We start from the raw sequence: 17,524 nt of genomic DNA, 5'->3' as shown, positions 1-17,524 counted from the left end.
CGCCATGCCGAGGTATCCCCCTTGACGTGCCTTTGTCAAACTGTCGCGTGCCGGTGCCAGTGCCGGTGCCAGTGCCGGTGCCGGTGCCAGGGCGGCGGGTCGGCGGCCCGGAGAACGGCACCGGGCCCGGGAGCCTCCGCAACGGCTCCCGGGCCCGGCGTTTCACGCGCGGCGCGGACGGGTCAGGAGCCCGCCGCCACCGCGGCCCGTCGCCGTCGGCCCACCACGGCCGAGGCCGCGAGCACGATCGCCGCGGCGACCAGCGACAGGTACATCTGCTTGCGCCCGTCGGCGTCGGTGAACATGTACGCCATGACGAACCCGATCATGCCCATCGCGGTCCAGGTCAGGTACGGGTACAGCCACATCCGGACGGTGTGCCGCTCGGGCATCTCGCGCTCGATGATCTTGCGCATCCGCAGCTGGGTGGCGCAGATCACCAGCCAGACGAAGAGCGCGACCGCGCCGGAGGAGTTGAGGAGGAACGCGAAGACGGTGTCCGGCGAGGTGTAGTTGAAGAACACCGCGACGAAGCCGAAGACCACCGAGGAGAGGATGGCCACCCGCGGCACGCCGCGATCGGTCACCTTGGCGAAGGCCTTCGGGGCGTCGCCGCGCTGGCCGAGCGAGAAGGCCATCCGGGAGGCCGTGTACATCCCGGAGTTCAGGCAGGACAGCACCGCGGTCAGCACGATCACGTCCATCACCTGGCCGGCGCCCGGGATGCCGATGTGGTCCAGCACCGCCACGTACGGGCTGGCCTTGACCTCGGCCGAGTCCCAGGGCAGCAGGGTGACCACGAGCAGGATCGAGCCCAGGTAGAAGATGCCGATGCGCCAGATCACACTGTTGGTGGCCTTGGTCACCGCCTTCTGCGGGTCCTCCGACTCGCCGGCGGCCAGGGTGACGATCTCGCTGCCCATGAAGGCGAAGACCACGGTCAGCATGCCGGTGAAGACCGCGCCCACCCCGTGCGGCAGGAAGCCGCCGTGGCCGGTCAGGTTGCTGGCGCCGACCGCGTGGGTGCCGGGCAGCAGGCCGAAGGCGGCGAGGACGCCGATCACCAGGAAGGCGGCGATCGCGACGACCTTGATCCCGGCGAACCAGAACTCGAACTCGCCGTAGGAGGCGACCGAGAACAGGTTGGTGGCGGTCAGCACCGCCATGACGATCAGTGCCCAGCCCCACTGCGGTACGCCGGGCACCCACTGGTTGAGGATCTTCGCGCCGGCCGTCGCCTCGACCGCGAGCACCACGACCCAGAAGAACCAGTACAGCCAGCCGATGGAGAAGCCGGCCCAGCGGCCCAGCGCGCGGTCCGCGTACGCCGAGAAGGAGCCGCTCTGCGGGTCGGCCGCGGCCATCTCGCCGAGCATCCGCATCACCAGCACGACCAGCGCGCCGGCCAGTGCGTAGGAGAGCAGGATGCCGGGGCCGGTGGACGCGATGCCCGCGCCGGAGCCGACGAACAGGCCGGCGCCGATCACACCGCCGATGGCGATCATCGACAGGTGGCGGTTCTTGAGCCCGGCCTTCAGGTGGCCGTCGCCGCCGTGCCCGTCCGGTCCCGCCTGGTGGGGGACCTGGGCGGCTGCCGGCTTGGTGGTGTTCGCACTCATCTAGGGGTGCCCTGTGCCTTTCCAGCGCGGCGACCCTCGGCTCGTCGCCACAGGGTGGGGGGACAGACCCGCGCATTGCGGTGCAACCTAACTTCTACGCCCGAGTATCGGAACAAGGCATTGATAACTGTTCGCTTACCGGACATAAAAGCCCAGGTCAGGCTGGGTGCGGAGGGTGTCCGGAAAGCTCAGATCTGACGCATGGTCAGGCTTTCGGGGGTCCGGCGAGGTCAGATCTCCCTCAAGTCGAGCACGACGACCTCGGGCGTCCGCTCCGGCTGTGTCCGCTCCGACGGTGGCCCCGGCCGCAGCCCCGGGCGGTCGGAGGGCCGCCCGGCGAGCCGGGCCGCGAGGATGCGCGGGATGTCGTCCTCCCGGGAGTACCCGGGCACCACGGTGACCTCGTCCCGGCGGACCTCGCCGAACACGGTGTAGGTCACCCGGTACGTCGTCCGGTCCGGTGGCGGAGCGTGGCCGGGTCGGTGTGTGGTGGTCATCCGCATCGCCCTCCTCGGCCCATTGTCCGCGCGGTGTGGCCGATCGGTCCGAACGCGGGCAGAGTGGAACTTCTCGGGGCATTCGTCGGAGCAGTCCCCGAGCGTCCTCGGCGCCCGCCGGTTCCCGGCGCCGGACAGGAGCGACCCCATGCAGACCACCTGGAAGGGGACGATCAGCTTCGGGCTGGTCAGCATCCCCGTCCACCTCTACTCCGCGACGCAGGAGCACGACGTCCCGCTGCACCAGGTGCACGCCACGGACGGCGGCCGGGTGCGGATGAAGCGGTACTGCGAGCGGGAGGAGAAGGAAGTCCCGTACGCGGAGATCGCCAAGGGCTACGAATCCCCCGACGGGCGGACCGTCACGCTCAGCGACGAGGACCTCGCCGACCTGCCGCTCCCCAGCAAGAAGATCATCGACGTGCTGGCCTTCGTCGACGAGGGCGAGATCGATCCGCTGATGTTCTCCAAGGCCTACTACGTCGGGGTGGCCGACAAGGCGGCCGCCAAACCGTACGCGCTGCTGCGCGACGCGCTCACCGAGTCCGGGCAGATCGCCGTCACCAAGATCGCGCTGCGTACCCGGGAGTCGCCCGCGGTGCTGCGGGTGCACGACAACACGCTCGTGCTGCAGACCTGCATCTGGCCCGACGAGGTCCGCCCGGCGGCCGGGATCGCGCCCGAGGAGGACGTCACCGTCCGGCCGCAGGAGCTCAAGATGGCGCGGTCGCTGATGGACACCCTCTCCGAGGACTTCGACCTGTCCCGGCTGCACGACGACTACCAGCAGGCGTTGCAGCAGGTGATCAGCGCGCGGCTGGAGGGCGTCGAGATCCCGCACGAGGAGGACGGCGGCGAGGCACCGGACAACGTGATCGACCTGATGGAGGCGCTGCGCAGCAGCCTCAAGCAGGCCAAGGGCGGACGCCGGTCGGGCGGCGGGTCGGACGTCGGGTCGGCGGAGGCGGAGGCGGAGCCCGCGCCGCGCAGACGCGCGCCGGCGAAGAAGAACGCCGAGCCCCCCGCGAGGAAGCCCGCCGCGAGGAAGCCGGCCGCGAAGGCCGCCGCAGGGAAGTCCGCCGCCGACCGGACCGCTTCGAAGGGCGACGCCGCCGGGCGTACCCCGGCGGCGAAGAAGACCGGGAGCCGGAAGTCCACGGCCCCGCGCAAGGCCTCCTGACCCCCCCCGGGCCAGGCACTTTCCTCCCGTCCCGTATCGGAGGCGATCCCGATGGACCTGCTGACCTACAAGGAAGTCGAAACCGGCCCCGAGGCCCGGAAGAACCAGGGCTTCGGGCACCGGGCCTGGAACTGGCTGCTCACCCTCAGCCCCACCGTGGTGACGCTCATGATCACGCTGTCGGTCGGCATGGGCATGGCCGCCGCCCAGATCAGCCTGCTGGCGGTGCTGGTGCCGATGGCGATCTTCTGGGGCCTCACGGTGATCGCCATGATCGGCGTGCTCGCCCGCTGGATGACACCCGGCCCGGGCCGGCACCGGGCGGCGGCCTGACCCGGCCCGGGGTGAGCGGGGGTCCGGGAGGGCTCAGCCGATCCACACCGTGGTGACGTTGCAGAACTCCCGGATCCCGTGCCCGGACAGCTCCCGCCCGAACCCGGAGCGCTTGACTCCGCCGAACGGCAGCGCCGGGTGGGAGGCCGTCATCCCGTTGAAGAACACCCCGCCGGCCTGGACGTCGCGGACGAAGCGCTCCTGCTCGGCCCCGTCCGTGGTCCAGACGTTGGAGCTCAGGCCGAACGGGGTGTCGTTGGCGAGCGCGACGGCCTCGTCCAGGTCGGCCACCCGGTAGACGGTGGCGACCGGGCCGAAGGTCTCCTCCTGGTGGATCCGCATCGCCGGGGTGATGCCGGTCAGCACCGTCGGCTCGTAGAACCAGCCGGTGTCCCAGCCCTCCGGCCGCCCGCCGCCGCACTCCACCCGGGCGCCGTGGGTGCGGGCGTCCTCGACCAGCTCCTCCAGGTCGTCCCGGCCCTGGCGGCTGGCCAGCGGGCCGACGTCGGTGGTCTCGTCCATCGGGTCGCCGACCCGCAGCGCGCGCATCGCCGCGGTGAACCCGGCGGTGAAGCGGTCGTAGACGTCGGTGTGGACGATGAACCGCTTGGCGGCGATGCAGGACTGGCCGTTGTTCTGCACCCGGGCCCGGACGGCGGTCGCCACCGCCGTGTCCACGTCGGCGCTCGGCAGGACGACGAACGGGTCGCTGCCGCCGAGTTCCAGCACCGCCTTCTTGACCTCGTCCGCCGCCGCGGACGCGACGGCCCGCCCGGCCGGCTCGCTGCCGGTGAGGGTGACCGCGGCGACCCTCGGGTCCCGGACCACGCCCTCGACCGCGCCCGAACCGATCAGCAGCGTCTGGAAGCAGCCCTCGGGGAAGCCGGCCCGCCGGAACAGCTCCTCGATCGCCAGCGCCGTGCGCGGCACGTTGGACGCGTGCTTGAGCAGGCCGACGTTGCCCGCCATCAGGGCCGGCGCGGCGAACCGGATCACCTGCCAGAACGGGAAGTTCCACGGCATCACGGCCAGCACCGGCCCGAGCGGGCGGTAGCGGACGTAGGCGCGGGAGGCGCCGGAGTCGGCGACGTCGGCCCGGGCCGGCTGCTCGTCGGCCAGCAGCGCCTCGGCGTTGTCCGCGTACCAGCGCATCGCCTTCGCGCACTTGGCGGCCTCCGCCCGCGAGGCGGCCAGCGGCTTGCCCATCTCCTCGGTCATGGTCCGGGCGACCGCCTCCCCGTCCTGGTCCAGCAGGTCGGCGGCGTGGTGCATCAGCTCCTTGCGGGCGGCGAACGGGCTGATGCGGTAGCTGTGGAAGGTGGTCTCGGCGCGGGCGAGCCGCTGTTCGATGCCGGCCGCGTCGAGCGGTTCGAAGGTCTCCAGGGTCTCGCCGGTCGCGGGGTTGACGCTGGCGATGGGCATGCGGGCTCCCGAGGGGTCTGGGCCCGGGTCCGGTGCGGGGCCGGGGCCGGTGCGTCTGCCCTCACACCCTCCCCGACGGCCCGGCTCCGGGCACGCCACGGCGCGCCCGGCGTGTCCCGCCGGGTGTCCGGCCCGTCCCCGTCACTCCGGCAGCGACTCCACCCGGGCCGCCGCTCCCCGGGCCCGGGCGCCGGCCCGCGTCCGCCCGGCGGTCACCAGCCGGTTGGGGAAGCGGTGCAGGTACTCGGCCTCCAGCTGCCCGGTGCGCAGCGTGTGCCGCTTCAGCGCCTCCTCCGAGCCGTACAGGAAGGTCTCGTGGCGCGTGCGGTGCAGCTGCTCCAGCTCGTGCAGGAGCGTGTCGTTGCCCAGAGCGTGCGGGGAGATGCCCTCGGGCCGGATGTGGGTGGCGTCGGCGTGCCGCATCTCGGTACCTCCTCGGCGGAAGTCCCCTCCTACGGGGTGCCCGGTGGCCCTCGCCGGTACACCCGTTCGATCGGGGCGGCCGGGCGCCGTTCGCGACCTGCGGAGCGGCGGAGCCGGGGCGGTGATCGCCTGGATCGTAGGATGAATTCATTCATACCTTCAGGTCCATCCCCTACCGCTCGGACAGATCGCTGATGCCCCTTCCCAAGGCCGAACTCCACCTGCACATCGAAGGCACCCTGGAGCCCGAGCTCGCCTTCGAACTCGCCGCCCGCAACGGGGTCGAGCTGCCGTACGCCGACACCGAGGAGCTGCGCACCGCGTACTCCTTCAGCGACCTGCAGTCCTTCCTGGACCTGTACTACGCGCTGATGGCCGTGCTGCGCACCGAGGACGACTTCGCCGACCTCGCCGACGCCTACCTGGCGCGGGCCGCCGAGCAGGGCGTGCGGCACGCGGAGATCTTCTTCGACCCGCAGGCGCACACCGCGCGCGGGGTGCCGCTGGGCGTGGTGGTGGACGGACTGACCCTGGCGTTGTCGCGCAGCGAGGAGCGGTACGGGATCAGCACCCGGCTGATCATGTGCTTCCTGCGGGACGAGTCCGCCGACTCCGCGCTGGAGACCTTCGAGGCGGCCCGCCCGTACTTCGACCGGATCGCGGGCATCGGCCTGGACTCGGCCGAGGTCGGCAACCCGCCGGCGAAGTTCCGCGAGGTGTACCGGCGGGCCGCCGAGGCAGGGCTGCGGCGCGTCGCCCACGCGGGCGAGGAGGGCCCGGCCTCGTACATCACCGAGGCACTGGACGTCCTCGGCGTCGAGCGGATCGACCACGGGCTGCGCTGCCTGGAGGACGGTGAACTGGTCGCCCGCCTGGTCCGCGAGCAGATCCCGCTGACCCTGTGCCCGCTGTCCAACGTCCGCCTGCGCTGCATCGACACGGTCGCCGACCACCCGCTGCGCGAGATGCTGGAGGCCGGCCTGCTGGTCACCGTGAACTCCGACGACCCGGCGTACTTCGGCGGCTACGTCGAGGACAACTTCCGCGCCGTCCACGAGGCCCTGGGCCTGGAGCGGGAGACCCTGCGCCGGCTGGCCGCCAACTCCTTCCGCGCCTCGTTCATCGACGACGACCGCCGGGCCGAACTCCTGGCCGAGGTCGAGGCGTTCGACTTCGGCGCGATCGAGGACTGACGGGCGGTTCGGGCTAGGGCTTGTCTGACAATTCGCGTCGCATCAGCGCGCGGCGTTGGGCGCCCGGCTGGGCGTGCCGCCGGAGCGTCCTCGTACTGGACGTACTTGGACGATTCGGCGGTGCGTCCAGCCGGGATGCCCGGCGTCGTGCGCGCGGCGGGAATTGTCAGACAAGCCCTAACCCGCCACCCGGACGGGCCGGCCTGGCTAGCCTGTCCGGGTGACCTCCCCGCCACCGGAGCCCCCGGCCCAGCTGGGCCTGCTCGACCTCTCGGTCGACCTCTCCGTCCCGCAGGTGTACTCGGGCACGGACTTCACGGTCTACCTGCACATCAAGAACCCCTTCTCGGTGCCGGTGTGGATCGACAAGGTGGACATGAGCCTGCCGACCCAGCTGTTCTGGCGGAGGCCCGAGCAGCCGGATCCGGCGGCGGAACCGGCCCTCCCGGAGGCCGACGTCGAACGGCTGGCGGCAGCCGTCGAGGAGCGGCAGGCCCGGATCCGGCGGCTGGAGGCGGACCTGGCCGCACTCCCGCCGGACCGTGCCGAGCAGGCGCGGGGGATCGAGGAGGAGATGGCCCGGCTGGCCCGGGCGAACTCGCGGGACCGGGCGCGCCTGGACGGCGCGGACGACCAGCTCCACCTCCACGCCTACGGAGAGTCGTCGGTGTCCCTGCACGGGCGGGCCCGGCAGACCCACGTCCACGCGTACGACGAGTCGAGCGTGACCGTCTTCGCCGACCGGCCGGCCGAGCGCGAACGCGTGCCGCTGATCGGCTCCCTGCCCCGGGGCGTCGCGCTGGAACCCGGGTCGACCGACGTCTGGACGATCCGCCTCGGCACTCCGCGGAACCCGTTCTTCGTGCCCGCGAGCTACCGCCTGCAGCTCAACGTGGTCTACGGGCTGGCGCCGGAGCAGACCGAGGGCGCGCTGCCGGGGGCCGGGGCGCCGGGAGCCGAGCGCCGCAGGGTCTTCGCCAACACCACGGCGCTGACCGTCCCGCTCAAGGCCGCGCTGTGGAACGTGATGACCGGCGGGGTGGCGGGCGGCCTGGCCGGCAGCCTCGGACGGTCGCTGCAGGAGGCGCAGAGCCTGGGTGCGCTCGCCGACCAGCCCCTGGGGACCACGCTCGGCTCGCTCGTGCTGGCGGTCATCCTGAGCGGGGCGGCGATCGTCTTCGCCGCGCGGAAGTCGGAGGCGCCGTCGTTCGTCACCGTCGAGGACTTCTGGGGCGGTGTGCTGGTCGGCTTCCTGATCGGCTACTCGGGCACGGCCGCCTTCACCGAGCTCACCGGGCTGCCGACGTAGCCCCGCGCTCCCGGGCGTAGTGGAGCAGGGTGACGCCGTTGGTGAAGCGGTGGGTGTCCTTCAGGGTGAGCGGGGCGGGGCGGTCGGTCGGGCGGAAGAACAGGGTGCCGCGGCCGAGGACGACGGGGTGGACGTAGAGCCGGAACTCGTCGATCAGGTCCTGGGCGAGGAAGGACTCGGCCAGGTTCGCGCCGCTGAGGCAGAGGTCGCCGCCGGGGCCGGCGGTGAGGGCGGCGATCGACTCCGGGGTGACCTCGCGGACGACCGTGGTGTTCCAGTCGGCGTGGTCGAGGGTGCGGGAGAAGACGACCTTCGGCATCGCACGCCAGATGCCCGCGAACTCGATCATCGGGGCGTCGGCGTCCGGGTCCTGGTCGGCGGTCGGCCAGTACGAGGCCATCAGCTCGTGCGTCACCCGGCCGGAGAGGAAAGCACCCATCCGGGCGAGTTCCCGGTTGAAGTGGGTGTGCACCTCGTCGTCGACGAGGTTCCAGGAGAGGTCGTGGTCCGGGCCCTCGAAGTAGCCGTCCACCGAGACGGAGACGAAGAGAACGATCCTGCGTCGCATGGCGCCCCCAACGAGGAGGAGTGGTCCGCCGGCCCTCCCGCTCCGGACGACGGGGCGGGAGGGCGGCGGACGGGATCAGATCAGGGTGCTCCAGTAGTACCAGAACCGGTTGAGGACCAGCAGCGCGATCACCGCGTACCACAGGGCCGGTACGACCCAGTGGTAGCGGGCCGCCTCCCGGACCACCACCCGCAGGCGGGGGCCCACCGGGATCACACCGGAACGCAGGTTGTGCAGCGTGGTGTACCAGAACAGCGGGATCACGGCGGCCCACACCACCATGCAGTACGGGCAGAGCGCGCCGATCCGGTAGAGCGCCTGGTACGTCAGCCAGGTCACGAAGCCGATCCCGAAGGCCGTCCCGGCCTGCAGCCCGAGCCAGAACCAGCGCCGGTACGTCGCACCGGCGAGCAGCCCCGCGCCGACCGCCACGACGACGCCGAAGGCCACCAGTCCGATCAGCGAGTTGGGGAAGCCGAAGGCCTCGGCCTGCGCGCTGCGCATGATCGAGCCGCAACTGATGATCGGGTTGATGTTGCAGCTGGGGACGTACGAGGGGTCCTTCAGCAGCCGGATCTTGTCCAGGGTGAGGACCGCCGAGGCGAACAGGCCGATCGCGCCGCCGATCACCAGCAGCCAGGCGAACGGGCGGCTCGCGCCGTAGGCCGTCCGTGCGGCCGGGGCGGCGGGGGCGGCCGGGGTCTCGGGGGTGGCCGGGGCGGCGGGCGTCACCCGGTCACCTGCTTGACCATGGCGGTGAACTGCTCGGGGGAGACGGCCTTGCCGTTGCTGAGGACGTCCAGCTTCTGGCCGTCCAGCTTGACGGTCGGCGTGCCGGTGACGTCGCTCTTGTTGAACTCCTCGTTGACCTTGGCGGCCCAGGGCGCGTAGGTGCCGTCCTGGACGGCCTTGACGAACGCGTCCGTCTTCAGCCCGGGCACCTGGCCGGCCAGGTCCAGGATGTGGTTGACGTCACCGAAGGCATCGCTGCGCTCGTCCGGCTGGTTGGCGTACAGCACGTCGTGGAACTGCTTGAACTTGTCCACGCCCTCGTTCAGCGCCGCGCCGGCGGCGGCCAGCGCGGTGCGCGAGCCCTTGCCGCCGAGGTTCTTGTCCAGGAACGTCGCCAGGTGGTACTCGACCTTGTAGGTGCCGGCGTCGGCGAGCTGCTGGACGGTCTTGCCGGTGGTGGTCTCCAGCTGCTCGCAGAACGGGCAGCGGAAGTCCTCGTAGACCGACAGGGTGTGCGGGGCGTCGGCCTTGCCGTAGGTGATCACCGTGCCGCCGTCGCCGGTCGCGTTCGCGGGGACGACCAGCGGGCCGTTCGCGGCGGCGTCCGAACCGGAGCCGGAGGAGCCGCCGCCGACGGCGAAGGCGACGCCCGCGGCGAGGGCGAGCACGGCGGCGGAGGCGGCGCCGACCACCACCCGGCGGCGGATACGGTCGGAGCGCTCGGCCTGGGCGCGGGCGGCGCGCATGCGGTCGGTGGCGGAGGCCTTGTCGGTCTTGCGGCTGTTGCTCATGGGGTGGCGTCCTGTGCTCTCGGGCGTGCGGGGTGCGGGCGCGGCCGGTCGGGGCCTGCGCGGGGAGAGACGGCCGGGTGAGCGGGCCGGCCGGGGCGAGCGGAGGGCTCGGCCCGGACGAAAGGGCTCAGGCGGAGCGGGGCTCGGGCCTGGCGGGGGGCTCAGACGGCCGGAGCGAACACCGGCGGACCGCGCCGGACGGCCGGACGGACGACGACGTCCTCGGCGGGGACCAGCGCGCGGCTGGCCGGGGGGAACGGCACCCGCGCCACCGGACGCGCCGGGACGGGCGCGGTGAGCAGCAGCAGCCAGCGGGCGGCGGCCGGGAGGTGCCGGTGCAGGAACTCGCCCAGCATCCGGGCGGTCCGGGCGAGGCCCGCCAGCGCGGCGTCCGCGCGACGCAGCCAGTACGCGCCGGCCAGTGCGATCACCGTGTGCACCAGCACCAGCAGCAGCACGCCGGTCCGCTCGGAGACGCCGTGGCCGAGCAGGAAGCCGCCCAGCGAACCGCCGCCGCAGAGCAGCGGCTGCAGGCCGTGCCCGGCGCCGGGCGGCAGGGACGGGCAACTCGTCTGGGCGACGTCGAACAGGGCGCTGACGCCCAGTTCCAGCGGCAGGAACACCGCGACGACCGCCGGGAAGCCCCGCTCACGGCCGGCGAGGGCGAAGGCCACCGCGAAGACGGCGACCGAGGCCAGGAGCATCGGGCCGACCGGCAGCGCGCGGCCGGTGACCAGCACCTGGCCGAGCCCGGCGAGCAGCACGACCAGCGCGGCGAAGACCGCCGCGCGGAGCGTCCTGGTGACCGGGCCGATGTCCATGGCATCCGAGTCTGCCACAGGTCGGACGCGGAACGGCCGGGCCGCCGGGGTCCTGTGAAGAGCCTCACCACCCGTGCTGAGCTGGGCTTATGCGCTTCTTACGGCGCCTGCAGCCGGTCGTCGGCGGCGCTCGTCCGGTCGTCGTCACTGCTCGTCCGGTCATCGGCGGCGCTGACCCGGGCCTCGACCAGCTCCCGGAAGTGTTCCAGGTCCTCGCGGACCGTCCGCTCGATCGCCCCGGCCTGGGCGAAGCCGCGCGGCCCGCCGAACGTCCGGTGCACGGCCTCCGGGTCGTACTCCACCCGGATCTGCATCCGGGTGTGCCGGGCGTCGAGCGGCAGCAGGGCGAACGCCCCGCTCAGCCGGAGGGGTTCCAGCGTCCGCCAGGCCATCACCCGGCCCCGGCCGCGGTCGGTGATCTCGGTGTCGACCGCGTGCTCGGCACCGCCGACCGCCACCCCGAGGTGCGCGAGGTTGCGCCCGTGCGGATGCGCGCTGCGCACGCCGTCGACGAACTGCGGGTACTCGTGCACCCGGTGCAACTGCTCCCAGGCGGCGAGGACGGGGGCGGCGATGTCGATCTGTTCCTCAAGGGTGCTCATGGTCGCGAGGCACCTCCCTCCGTTCCAGCCTGCGCTTCGGGGTGGGGGTGGGCAAAGGGGCGAAAGGGCGAAACAGCGGGGGGCGAAGGGGCGAAGGGGAGGGGCACCGGGCAGGGCGCGCGCCGGGCGGTGCGCCGGGGGAGACTGGGCGCATGCCGGAGCTGCCCGAGGTCGAGGCGCTGAGCGCCTTCCTGTCCGAGCGGCTGACCGGGCGCGTGATCGCCCGGGTGCAGCCGGTGGCGATCAGCGCACTGAAGACGTACGACCCGCCGGTGACGGCGCTGGAGGGACGGACCGTCGGCGCCGTGGGCCGGCACGGCAAGTTCCTGGACATCGAGGCCGGCGGGCTGCACCTGGTGGTGCACCTGGCCCGGGCCGGCTGGCTGCGCTGGAAGGACAGCCTGCCCGCCGAGCCGCCCCGGCCCGGCCCGAAGAACCCGCTGGCGCTGCGGCTGCGCCTGGAGGGCGAGGCCGGGGACGGGTTCGACCTCACCGAGGCCGGGACGAAGAAGGGGCTCGCGGTCTACGTGGTGAACGACCCGGCCGAGGTGCCGGGCGTCGCCAGGCTCGGCCCGGACCCGCTCGACCCGGGCTTCACCCTGGAGGACTTCGCCGCACTGCTGCGGGGCGACCGGCACCGGATCAAGGGCCTGCTGCGGGACCAGAGCGTGCTGGCGGGCGTGGGCAACGCCTACTCGGACGAGGTGCTGCACGCGGCCCGGATGTCGCCGTACAAGATCGCGGGCAGTCTGACCGAGGAGGAGACGGCGCGGCTGTACGAGGCGCTCGGCGGCACGCTGCGCGAGGCGGTGGAGCGCTCGCGCGGGCTCGCGGCGGGGAAGCTGAAGGCGGAGAAGAAGTTCGGGCTGCGGGTGCACGGCCGGGCCGGCCTGCCCTGCCCGGTGTGCGGGGACACCGTGCGGGAGGTGTCCTTCGCGGACTCCTCGCTGCAGTACTGCCCGACCTGCCAGACCGGGGGCAAGCCGCTGGCGGACCGGCGGATGTCGCGGCTGCTGAAGTGAGGCGGGGCTGCTGAGGTGAGGCGGGGGCGGGGCTGCTGGGGTGAGGCGGGCGGCTGGGGTGAGGCGGGGCGCGGACGGGCCCCGCCTCGGCCGGCAGCGGTCCGGTCAGCGCTTGATGGCGACGCCGCCCCAGTAGTACGCGGCCTTCGGGTCGGCCGGGGGCTCGCCGTCCGGGCGCCAGGCCAGGACCGGGGCGACGCCCGGCTCGATCAGCTCCCAGCCGTCGAAGAAGCGGACCACGTCGTCGTAGGAGCGCGGCACCAGGGTCATCCCGCCGGCCCGGGCGGCCTCGGCGACCTTGCCGACCGCCTCCGGGTCGAAGTCCTGGGTGGGGGTGGTGAGGGCGATGCAGCTGCCGGCGGGCAGGGCGTCGCGCAGCGCGGCGACCCGGCCCCACGGGTCGTCCTCGTCGGCGATCAGCATCAGCACGGCGATCATCAGCAGGCCGACCGGCCGGGTGAGGTCGAGGGTGGAGGTGAGCGCCGGATCGGCGAACAGCTCCTCGGGCTTGCGCAGGTCGGCGTGGATGTAGGTGGTGCGGCTGGCCGGGCTGGAGACCATCAGCGCGCGGGCGTGGGCGAGCACGATCGGGTCGTTGTCGACGTAGACCACCCGGGTGCCGGGGCTGACCGCCTCGGCGATCTCGTGGGTGTTGGGAGAGGTGGGGATGCCGGTGCCGAGGTCGAGGAACTGGCGGATGCCGTGCTCCTGGGCCAGGTAGCGGACGGCCCGGCCCTGGAAGGCGCGGTTGGCCTTGGCCATCTCCTTGACGCTCGGCACGGCCTGTTCGATGGCCTGGCCCATGGCGCGGTCCGGCGGGAAGTTGGTCTTGCCGCCCAGCCAGTAGTCGTACACGCGTGCGGAGTGCGGAGTGGTGGTGTCGACGCCGAAACGTTCCCACTGGCTCAGCTCGGCGGCGTCGTCCTGCGGGCCCTGCTGGGGGAAGTCCTGACTTGTCGTCATGGCCACGTCCTCTGATGGCAGATCATCACACTGGGGAGGCACAGCGTAGCGGCCCGGGTGAGGGGCCGGGTGGCGGGTCGGGGAAGAACGGCCGAAGGGGTCGGGGGGCGGGGCGTGCACTCCGGTGCTCCAGGGGCCCGCCCGGGGCCGCGCCGGGGTCTTCGCAGGGTCGCGCCGGAGTCTCCACGGGGTTGCGCCGGGGTCGTTCTTGGGCCGTCCGGGTGGTGATCGGGGCCGTAGGGGGCGCCTCCGGGGAGCGGCGGTGACGCCCGGGGGAAGCATTCAGAATGCTGTCAGATCGTCAGATTATTTCGCGAAGATTGCTGCTGGCCACGGCCGGGATGTCCCTCCTGGGGGCCGCTTCCGGCTGCCGGAGCCCCTGGAGCGGCGGGGAGGGCGGGACGGCGGCCGAAGTGGGCGTGGACGAGAGTGCGCTCCCGGTGGTGGTGGCCGGAGCCGGGGGGTCGCCGGGCGCTCTACCGGTCACGCCCCCGGCGGTTCCCTCGGCCGCGTCGTCCCCCTCGCCCTCGGCGGTGCCGAGCGTGATGCCCGTGCGCAAGGCGCTCACCGAGGCCGAGACCAAGCCGGTGTACGAGCTGGACGCGGCGCGGAAGGTGGTGGCGCTCACCATCGACGACGGCCCCGACCCCCGGTACACCCCCACCGTGCTGGCGCTGCTCCAGCAGTACGGGATCCGGGCGACGTTCTTCCTGATCGGCGAGAGCGCCGTCGAGCATCCGGAGCTGGTGCGGGAGATCGCGGACCGCGGCCACCACATCGCCAACCACACCTGGACCCACCCCGACCTGCGGAACCTTTCCGACGCCAAGGTGCGGGACGAGCTGCAGCGCACCTCCGACCTGCTGTACAAGACCACCGGCCGGCAGCCCACCTGGTTCCGCGCACCGGGCGGGGACTGGTCCCCGGCGTCACTGAAGGTCGCGGCCGACCTCGGGATGCGGAACATGGCCTGGTCGGTGGACCCGAGGGACTGGTCCCGGCCGGGGACCTCGGCGATCATCGACACCATCCTCAAGGACGTCCGGTCCGGGTCGATCGTGCTCAACCACGACGGCGGCGGTGACCGTTCGCAGACGGTGGCGGCACTGAAGGCGTACCTGCCGGTGCTGGTCGACTCGGGGTACTTCTTCACCGCGCCGCCCAACTGAGAGCACTGCCGGGGGTGGTGGGGTAGCGGCCTTTCCGGCGAAACCACTCGAACGGGTGGATTGGGAGAACCGTTTCTGCGCATTTTGGGCCTCTAGGGGTGATAACGCACCAATGAATCCGGTACCGCCGCGTACCGCCTGAAAGGCCATCACCCATGCGACTCCGCAACGCCGTTCTCGCTGCCGTCAGCGCCGCCGCCCTCGCCCTCGCCGTGCCGACCTCCGCCAACGCCGCCACCGGCGACTTCCTCTACAAGGTCGGACCGGGCGTCCCGACCGGCATCTTCGACCCGCAGAGCGGCGTGTGCATCGACGTCCCGGACATCGGCACGGAGCCGGCCTTCGCGCCGGAGAACCTCACCACCTCGACGGCCACGGTGTTCCTCGAGGAGCACTGCGACGGCGACGTCTTCTACGTGATGAACCCGGGCAAGAGGCTCGGCGACCGGCTGAAGTTCCGCTCCGTCGTCTTCTCCTGAGGCAGAGGACGATCACCGCGGATCCGGACGGCCCGGCGGCAGGCAGGGTGCCGCCGGACCGTCCTCCCTCCTCCACCCGGCCCCATCGGTAGCACCGGTGGGGCCGTTCGGGTGAACGGCGTAGCGTGACAGGAGAGGGGCGCCGTTCCGGCCGCGGAGGAGGAAGCCATGTCCGTACGGGAACTGGACGCGGAGAAGCAGGAGGCCTTCGCCGGACGCGTGGTCGGCGTCCTGAACGACGCCTGTCTGGGGCTGATGACCAGCCTCGGCCACCAGACCGGGCTGTTCGACCTGATGGCCGGACTGGATCCGGCGACCAGCGAGGAGATCGCGCGGGGTGCCGGGCTGAACGAGCGCTACGTGCGCGAATGGCTGGGCGGCATGGTCGTCGCCGGCTTCGTCGCGTACGACCCCGAGCGGCGCACCTACGCGCTGCCGCCCGAGCACGCGGCGTCACTGACCAGGGCGGCCGGGCCGGACAACCTGGCCGGCATGATGCCCTTCCTGGCGATGATGGGCGAGGTCGAGCAGGAACTGCTCGGCCACTTCCACACCGGCGGCGGGATGCCGTACTCGGCCTACCCGCGCTTCCAGCAGCTGCAGGCCGAGGAGAGCGCGCGGGTGTACGACCTGGCGCTGGTGGACGCGATCGTGCCGCTGGTCCCCGGACTGACCGAGCGGCTGCGGGCCGGCATCGACGTCCTGGACGTCGGCACCGGGCAGGGGCACGCCGTCACGGTGCTGGCGAAGGCCTTCCCGGCCAGCCGGGTCACCGGGATCGACATCGCCGAGAACGGCATCGCCGCGGCCCGCGCCTCGGCGGCCGAACTCGGGCTGGACAACGCCCGGTTCGAGATCGCCGACTCGGCCGGGATCGACGGATCGTACGACCTGGTCACCGCCTTCGACGTGATCCACGACCTCGCCCGGCCGACCCGGACGCTGGCCGCCGTCGCCGGGGCGCTGCGGCCCGACGGGGTCTTCCTGATGGGTGACGTCGCGGCCAGCAGCAAGTTGGAGGAGAACGTGGAGCACCCGCTGGCGCCGGCGCTGTACACCTTCTCGACCTTCTACTGCATGACCGTCTCGCTCGGCGAGGGCGGGGAGGGGCTCGGGACGGTGTGGGGCGAGCAGGCCGCGCGGCGGATGCTGGCCGAGGCCGGGTTCGGGTCGGTGGAGGTGGAACGGGTCGAGGGGGACATCCTGAACCTCTACTACGTGGCGCGGCGGGACGGGGCGGCCGCCGCCTGACCCGGCCGGGGTGGCCCGGACCGGGCGGGCGGCGTACGTTCGAAGGGTCCGGCCCGGTCGCCGGTGCCCCGCGCGCACGCCCGAGCGCACGCGCACGGCGACGCGGCACGCCCACGGCAGGCAAGGAGGGCCCGGGATGACCGGCAACGGTTACGCACACCCCGAGGCGCTGGTCGACACCGAATGGCTGGCCCACCACCTGGACGACGGGACGATCCGGGTCGTCGAGGTGGACGAGGACAGCACCGTGTACGACCGGGACCACATCCCCGGCGCGGTCGGCTGGAACTGGACCACCGACCTGCACAGCCGGGTCGGCCGCGACTACGCCGACCGCGACGGCGTCCAGCACCTGCTCCGGGCGGCCGGGGTCGAGGAGGACACCACTGTGGTGCTGTACGGCGGCAACAACAACTGGTTCGCCGCGTACGCCTACTGGCTGTTGCGGTTGCGCGGCTTCGGGCCGGTGCGGCTGCTGGACGGCGGGCGCAAGAAGTGGGAGCTGGAGGGCCGCGAACTCACCCCCGAGGTGATGGACTACCAGCACACCGGCTACCGGCTGACCGGCCCCGAGCGGCCGGAGCTGCGGGCCCTGCGGGACGAGGTGCTGGCCAAGGCCGAGGTGTTCGCCAAGCCGGGGGCGGACGCGGTGCTGGTGGACGTCCGCTCGCCGGCCGAGTTCCGGGGCGAGCTGATCGCACCGCCGCACCTGCCGCAGGAGCAGGCCCAGGTGCCCGGGCACATCCCCGGCGCGGTCAACATCCCGTGGTCGCAGGCGGCCAACGACGACGGTTCGTTCCGGTCGGCGGAGGAGCTGCGGGCGCTGTACGTGGGCAGGGGGGTGTCGACGGAGCGCGAGGTGATCGCCTACTGCAGGATCGGCGAGCGGTCGGCGCACACGTGGTTCGCGCTCACCGAGCTGCTCGGCTACCCGCACGTGAAGAACTACGACGGCTCGTGGACGGAGTACGGCTCGCTGGTGCGGGCTCCGGTGACGCTCGGGTCCTGAGTGGCGGGTGGGGCCCAGGGCTGCGGGCGGGGCCGGTGTGGTGACGTGACGCCGTCGCGGCGTTGCTGCGACGGTGTCATTTCGGCGCGTTTCTTTTCATGAACATCTCACGATTGGGGAGTGGAGCAGGGATCACCGGGA

General features: G+C 72.5%; 19 protein-coding genes. 9 read left to right on the top strand and 10 right to left on the bottom strand.

The genetic code is table 11. The features are described 5' to 3' along the window. Positions 1-182 precede the first annotated feature (182 nt). Positions 183-1,619 (bottom strand): amino acid permease, encoded by a 1,437-nt coding sequence (locus ACFV04_RS00705; RefSeq protein WP_380337651.1) that lies wholly within the window; start codon positions 1,617-1,619, stop codon positions 183-185. 230 nt (positions 1,620-1,849) lie between these two features. Continuing rightward, entirely contained in the window at positions 1,850-2,116 is a 267-nt protein-coding gene (locus ACFV04_RS00700) for a hypothetical protein (RefSeq protein ID WP_380525858.1), read from the bottom strand. A 148-nt stretch (positions 2,117-2,264) separates the two neighbouring features. On the opposite strand from ACFV04_RS00700, the gene ACFV04_RS00695 reads away from it, so the two are divergent. Next, positions 2,265-3,296, top strand: coding sequence for a Ku protein (locus ACFV04_RS00695; RefSeq protein ID WP_380525856.1), 1,032 nt, complete (start codon positions 2,265-2,267; stop codon positions 3,294-3,296). 51 nt (positions 3,297-3,347) lie between these two features. Next, complete coding sequence (locus ACFV04_RS00690; protein WP_360252109.1) at positions 3,348-3,629, top strand: hypothetical protein; 282 nt, start codon at positions 3,348-3,350, stop codon at positions 3,627-3,629. A gap of 33 nt (positions 3,630-3,662) precedes the next feature. Here the strand turns inward: ACFV04_RS00690 and ACFV04_RS00685 are convergent, their stop codons facing one another. Both ACFV04_RS00685 and ACFV04_RS00680 read right to left on the bottom strand, forming a co-directional pair. Then, positions 3,663-5,051: an NADP-dependent succinic semialdehyde dehydrogenase gene (locus ACFV04_RS00685; RefSeq protein WP_380525854.1), complete on the bottom strand. Its 1,389-nt coding sequence runs from the start codon at positions 5,049-5,051 to the stop codon at positions 3,663-3,665. 141 nt (positions 5,052-5,192) lie between these two features. Beyond that, complete coding sequence (locus tag ACFV04_RS00680) at positions 5,193-5,474, bottom strand: DUF6158 family protein (RefSeq protein ID WP_363567510.1); 282 nt, start codon at positions 5,472-5,474, stop codon at positions 5,193-5,195. Between the two features lie 194 nt (positions 5,475-5,668). On the opposite strand from ACFV04_RS00680, the gene ACFV04_RS00675 reads away from it, so the two are divergent. After that, positions 5,669-6,667: an adenosine deaminase gene (locus ACFV04_RS00675; protein WP_380525852.1), complete on the top strand. Its 999-nt coding sequence runs from the start codon at positions 5,669-5,671 to the stop codon at positions 6,665-6,667. 220 nt (positions 6,668-6,887) lie between these two features. Then, positions 6,888-7,976 (top strand): hypothetical protein, encoded by a 1,089-nt coding sequence (locus ACFV04_RS00670; protein ID WP_380337637.1) that lies wholly within the window; start codon positions 6,888-6,890, stop codon positions 7,974-7,976. Here the strand turns inward: ACFV04_RS00670 and ACFV04_RS00665 are convergent. The 5 genes from ACFV04_RS00665 to ACFV04_RS00645 all read right to left on the bottom strand — a co-directional run bounded on the left by ACFV04_RS00665 (position 7,957) and on the right by ACFV04_RS00645 (position 11,490). Continuing rightward, complete coding sequence (locus ACFV04_RS00665; protein ID WP_380337634.1) at positions 7,957-8,544, bottom strand: dihydrofolate reductase family protein; 588 nt, start codon at positions 8,542-8,544, stop codon at positions 7,957-7,959. The two genes, ACFV04_RS00670 and ACFV04_RS00665, sit on opposite strands and share 20 nt — an antisense overlap. Before the next feature lie 75 nt (positions 8,545-8,619). After that, positions 8,620-9,276: a vitamin K epoxide reductase family protein gene (locus ACFV04_RS00660; protein ID WP_380525849.1), complete on the bottom strand. Its 657-nt coding sequence runs from the start codon at positions 9,274-9,276 to the stop codon at positions 8,620-8,622. Then, the gene (locus ACFV04_RS00655) at positions 9,273-10,067 is read right to left on the bottom strand and encodes a DsbA family protein (protein WP_380337628.1); all 795 of its coding nucleotides are present in this window, start codon (positions 10,065-10,067) and stop codon (positions 9,273-9,275) included. Before ACFV04_RS00655 ends, ACFV04_RS00660 begins: the two co-directional genes overlap by 4 nt. A 161-nt stretch (positions 10,068-10,228) precedes the next feature. Continuing rightward, positions 10,229-10,888: a hypothetical protein gene (locus ACFV04_RS00650; protein ID WP_380525847.1), complete on the bottom strand. Its 660-nt coding sequence runs from the start codon at positions 10,886-10,888 to the stop codon at positions 10,229-10,231. Positions 10,889-10,986: 98 nt separating this feature from the next. Beyond that, positions 10,987-11,490: an SRPBCC family protein gene (locus ACFV04_RS00645; RefSeq protein ID WP_380525845.1), complete on the bottom strand. Its 504-nt coding sequence runs from the start codon at positions 11,488-11,490 to the stop codon at positions 10,987-10,989. 152 nt (positions 11,491-11,642) lie between these two features. Here ACFV04_RS00645 and ACFV04_RS00640 point away from each other — a divergent pair, with 152 nt between their 5' ends. Beyond that, positions 11,643-12,512 carry an Fpg/Nei family DNA glycosylase gene (locus ACFV04_RS00640; RefSeq protein WP_380525843.1) on the top strand — a complete coding sequence of 290 codons (870 nt, stop codon included), beginning with the start codon at positions 11,643-11,645 and terminating at the stop codon, positions 12,510-12,512. Positions 12,513-12,617: 105 nt separating this feature from the next. Here ACFV04_RS00640 and ACFV04_RS00635 read toward each other — a convergent pair whose 3' ends face one another. Further along, positions 12,618-13,475, bottom strand: a complete 858-nt coding sequence (locus ACFV04_RS00635) for an SAM-dependent methyltransferase (RefSeq protein WP_380337616.1) — start codon at positions 13,473-13,475, stop codon at positions 12,618-12,620. Between the two features lie 545 nt (positions 13,476-14,020). On the opposite strand from ACFV04_RS00635, the gene ACFV04_RS00630 reads away from it, so the two are divergent. The 4 genes from ACFV04_RS00630 (at position 14,021) to ACFV04_RS00615 (ending at position 17,383) form a co-directional block, all read left to right on the top strand. After that, positions 14,021-14,644, top strand: coding sequence for a polysaccharide deacetylase family protein (locus ACFV04_RS00630; protein WP_380337613.1), 624 nt, complete (start codon positions 14,021-14,023; stop codon positions 14,642-14,644). A gap of 155 nt (positions 14,645-14,799) precedes the next feature. Further along, on the top strand, positions 14,800-15,123 hold the full coding sequence (locus ACFV04_RS00625; RefSeq protein ID WP_380337610.1) for a hypothetical protein: 324 nt from the start codon (positions 14,800-14,802) through the stop codon (positions 15,121-15,123). Between the two features lie 168 nt (positions 15,124-15,291). Then, entirely contained in the window at positions 15,292-16,374 is a 1,083-nt protein-coding gene (locus ACFV04_RS00620; RefSeq protein WP_360252070.1) for a methyltransferase domain-containing protein, read from the top strand. 136 nt (positions 16,375-16,510) lie between these two features. Continuing rightward, entirely contained in the window at positions 16,511-17,383 is an 873-nt protein-coding gene (locus ACFV04_RS00615) for a sulfurtransferase (RefSeq protein WP_380525840.1), read from the top strand. Positions 17,384-17,524 lie beyond the last annotated feature (141 nt).

Origin of the sequence: Kitasatospora sp. NPDC059599 (assembly GCF_042735125.1) — a bacterium.
Taxonomy (GTDB): domain Bacteria; phylum Actinomycetota; class Actinomycetes; order Streptomycetales; family Streptomycetaceae; genus Kitasatospora.
This window is presented reverse-complemented; position numbering and strand designations above follow the sequence as displayed.

What these genes read in the sequence shown, in the direction of transcription:
- ACFV04_RS00675 (WP_380525852.1), top strand. Translation starts at nt 5,669, where the DNA reads ATGCCCCTTCCCAAGGCCGAACTCCACCTGCACATCGAAGGCACCCTG.
- ACFV04_RS00695 (WP_380525856.1), top strand. Translation starts at nt 2,265, where the DNA reads ATGCAGACCACCTGGAAGGGGACGATCAGCTTCGGGCTGGTCAGCATC.
- ACFV04_RS00630 (WP_380337613.1), top strand. Translation starts at nt 14,021, where the DNA reads ATGCCCGTGCGCAAGGCGCTCACCGAGGCCGAGACCAAGCCGGTGTAC.
- ACFV04_RS00650 (WP_380525847.1), bottom strand. Translation starts at nt 10,888, where the DNA reads ATGGACATCGGCCCGGTCACCAGGACGCTCCGCGCGGCGGTCTTCGCC.
- ACFV04_RS00655 (WP_380337628.1), bottom strand. Translation starts at nt 10,067, where the DNA reads ATGAGCAACAGCCGCAAGACCGACAAGGCCTCCGCCACCGACCGCATG.
- ACFV04_RS00700 (WP_380525858.1), bottom strand. Translation starts at nt 2,116, where the DNA reads ATGACCACCACACACCGACCCGGCCACGCTCCGCCACCGGACCGGACG.
- ACFV04_RS00620 (WP_360252070.1), top strand. Translation starts at nt 15,292, where the DNA reads ATGTCCGTACGGGAACTGGACGCGGAGAAGCAGGAGGCCTTCGCCGGA.
- ACFV04_RS00640 (WP_380525843.1), top strand. Translation starts at nt 11,643, where the DNA reads ATGCCGGAGCTGCCCGAGGTCGAGGCGCTGAGCGCCTTCCTGTCCGAG.
- ACFV04_RS00665 (WP_380337634.1), bottom strand. Translation starts at nt 8,544, where the DNA reads ATGCGACGCAGGATCGTTCTCTTCGTCTCCGTCTCGGTGGACGGCTAC.
- ACFV04_RS00625 (WP_380337610.1), top strand. Translation starts at nt 14,800, where the DNA reads ATGCGACTCCGCAACGCCGTTCTCGCTGCCGTCAGCGCCGCCGCCCTC.
- ACFV04_RS00615 (WP_380525840.1), top strand. Translation starts at nt 16,511, where the DNA reads ATGACCGGCAACGGTTACGCACACCCCGAGGCGCTGGTCGACACCGAA.
- ACFV04_RS00645 (WP_380525845.1), bottom strand. Translation starts at nt 11,490, where the DNA reads ATGAGCACCCTTGAGGAACAGATCGACATCGCCGCCCCCGTCCTCGCC.
- ACFV04_RS00685 (WP_380525854.1), bottom strand. Translation starts at nt 5,051, where the DNA reads ATGCCCATCGCCAGCGTCAACCCCGCGACCGGCGAGACCCTGGAGACC.
- ACFV04_RS00690 (WP_360252109.1), top strand. Translation starts at nt 3,348, where the DNA reads ATGGACCTGCTGACCTACAAGGAAGTCGAAACCGGCCCCGAGGCCCGG.
- ACFV04_RS00635 (WP_380337616.1), bottom strand. Translation starts at nt 13,475, where the DNA reads ATGACGACAAGTCAGGACTTCCCCCAGCAGGGCCCGCAGGACGACGCC.
- ACFV04_RS00705 (WP_380337651.1), bottom strand. Translation starts at nt 1,619, where the DNA reads ATGAGTGCGAACACCACCAAGCCGGCAGCCGCCCAGGTCCCCCACCAG.
- ACFV04_RS00680 (WP_363567510.1), bottom strand. Translation starts at nt 5,474, where the DNA reads ATGCGGCACGCCGACGCCACCCACATCCGGCCCGAGGGCATCTCCCCG.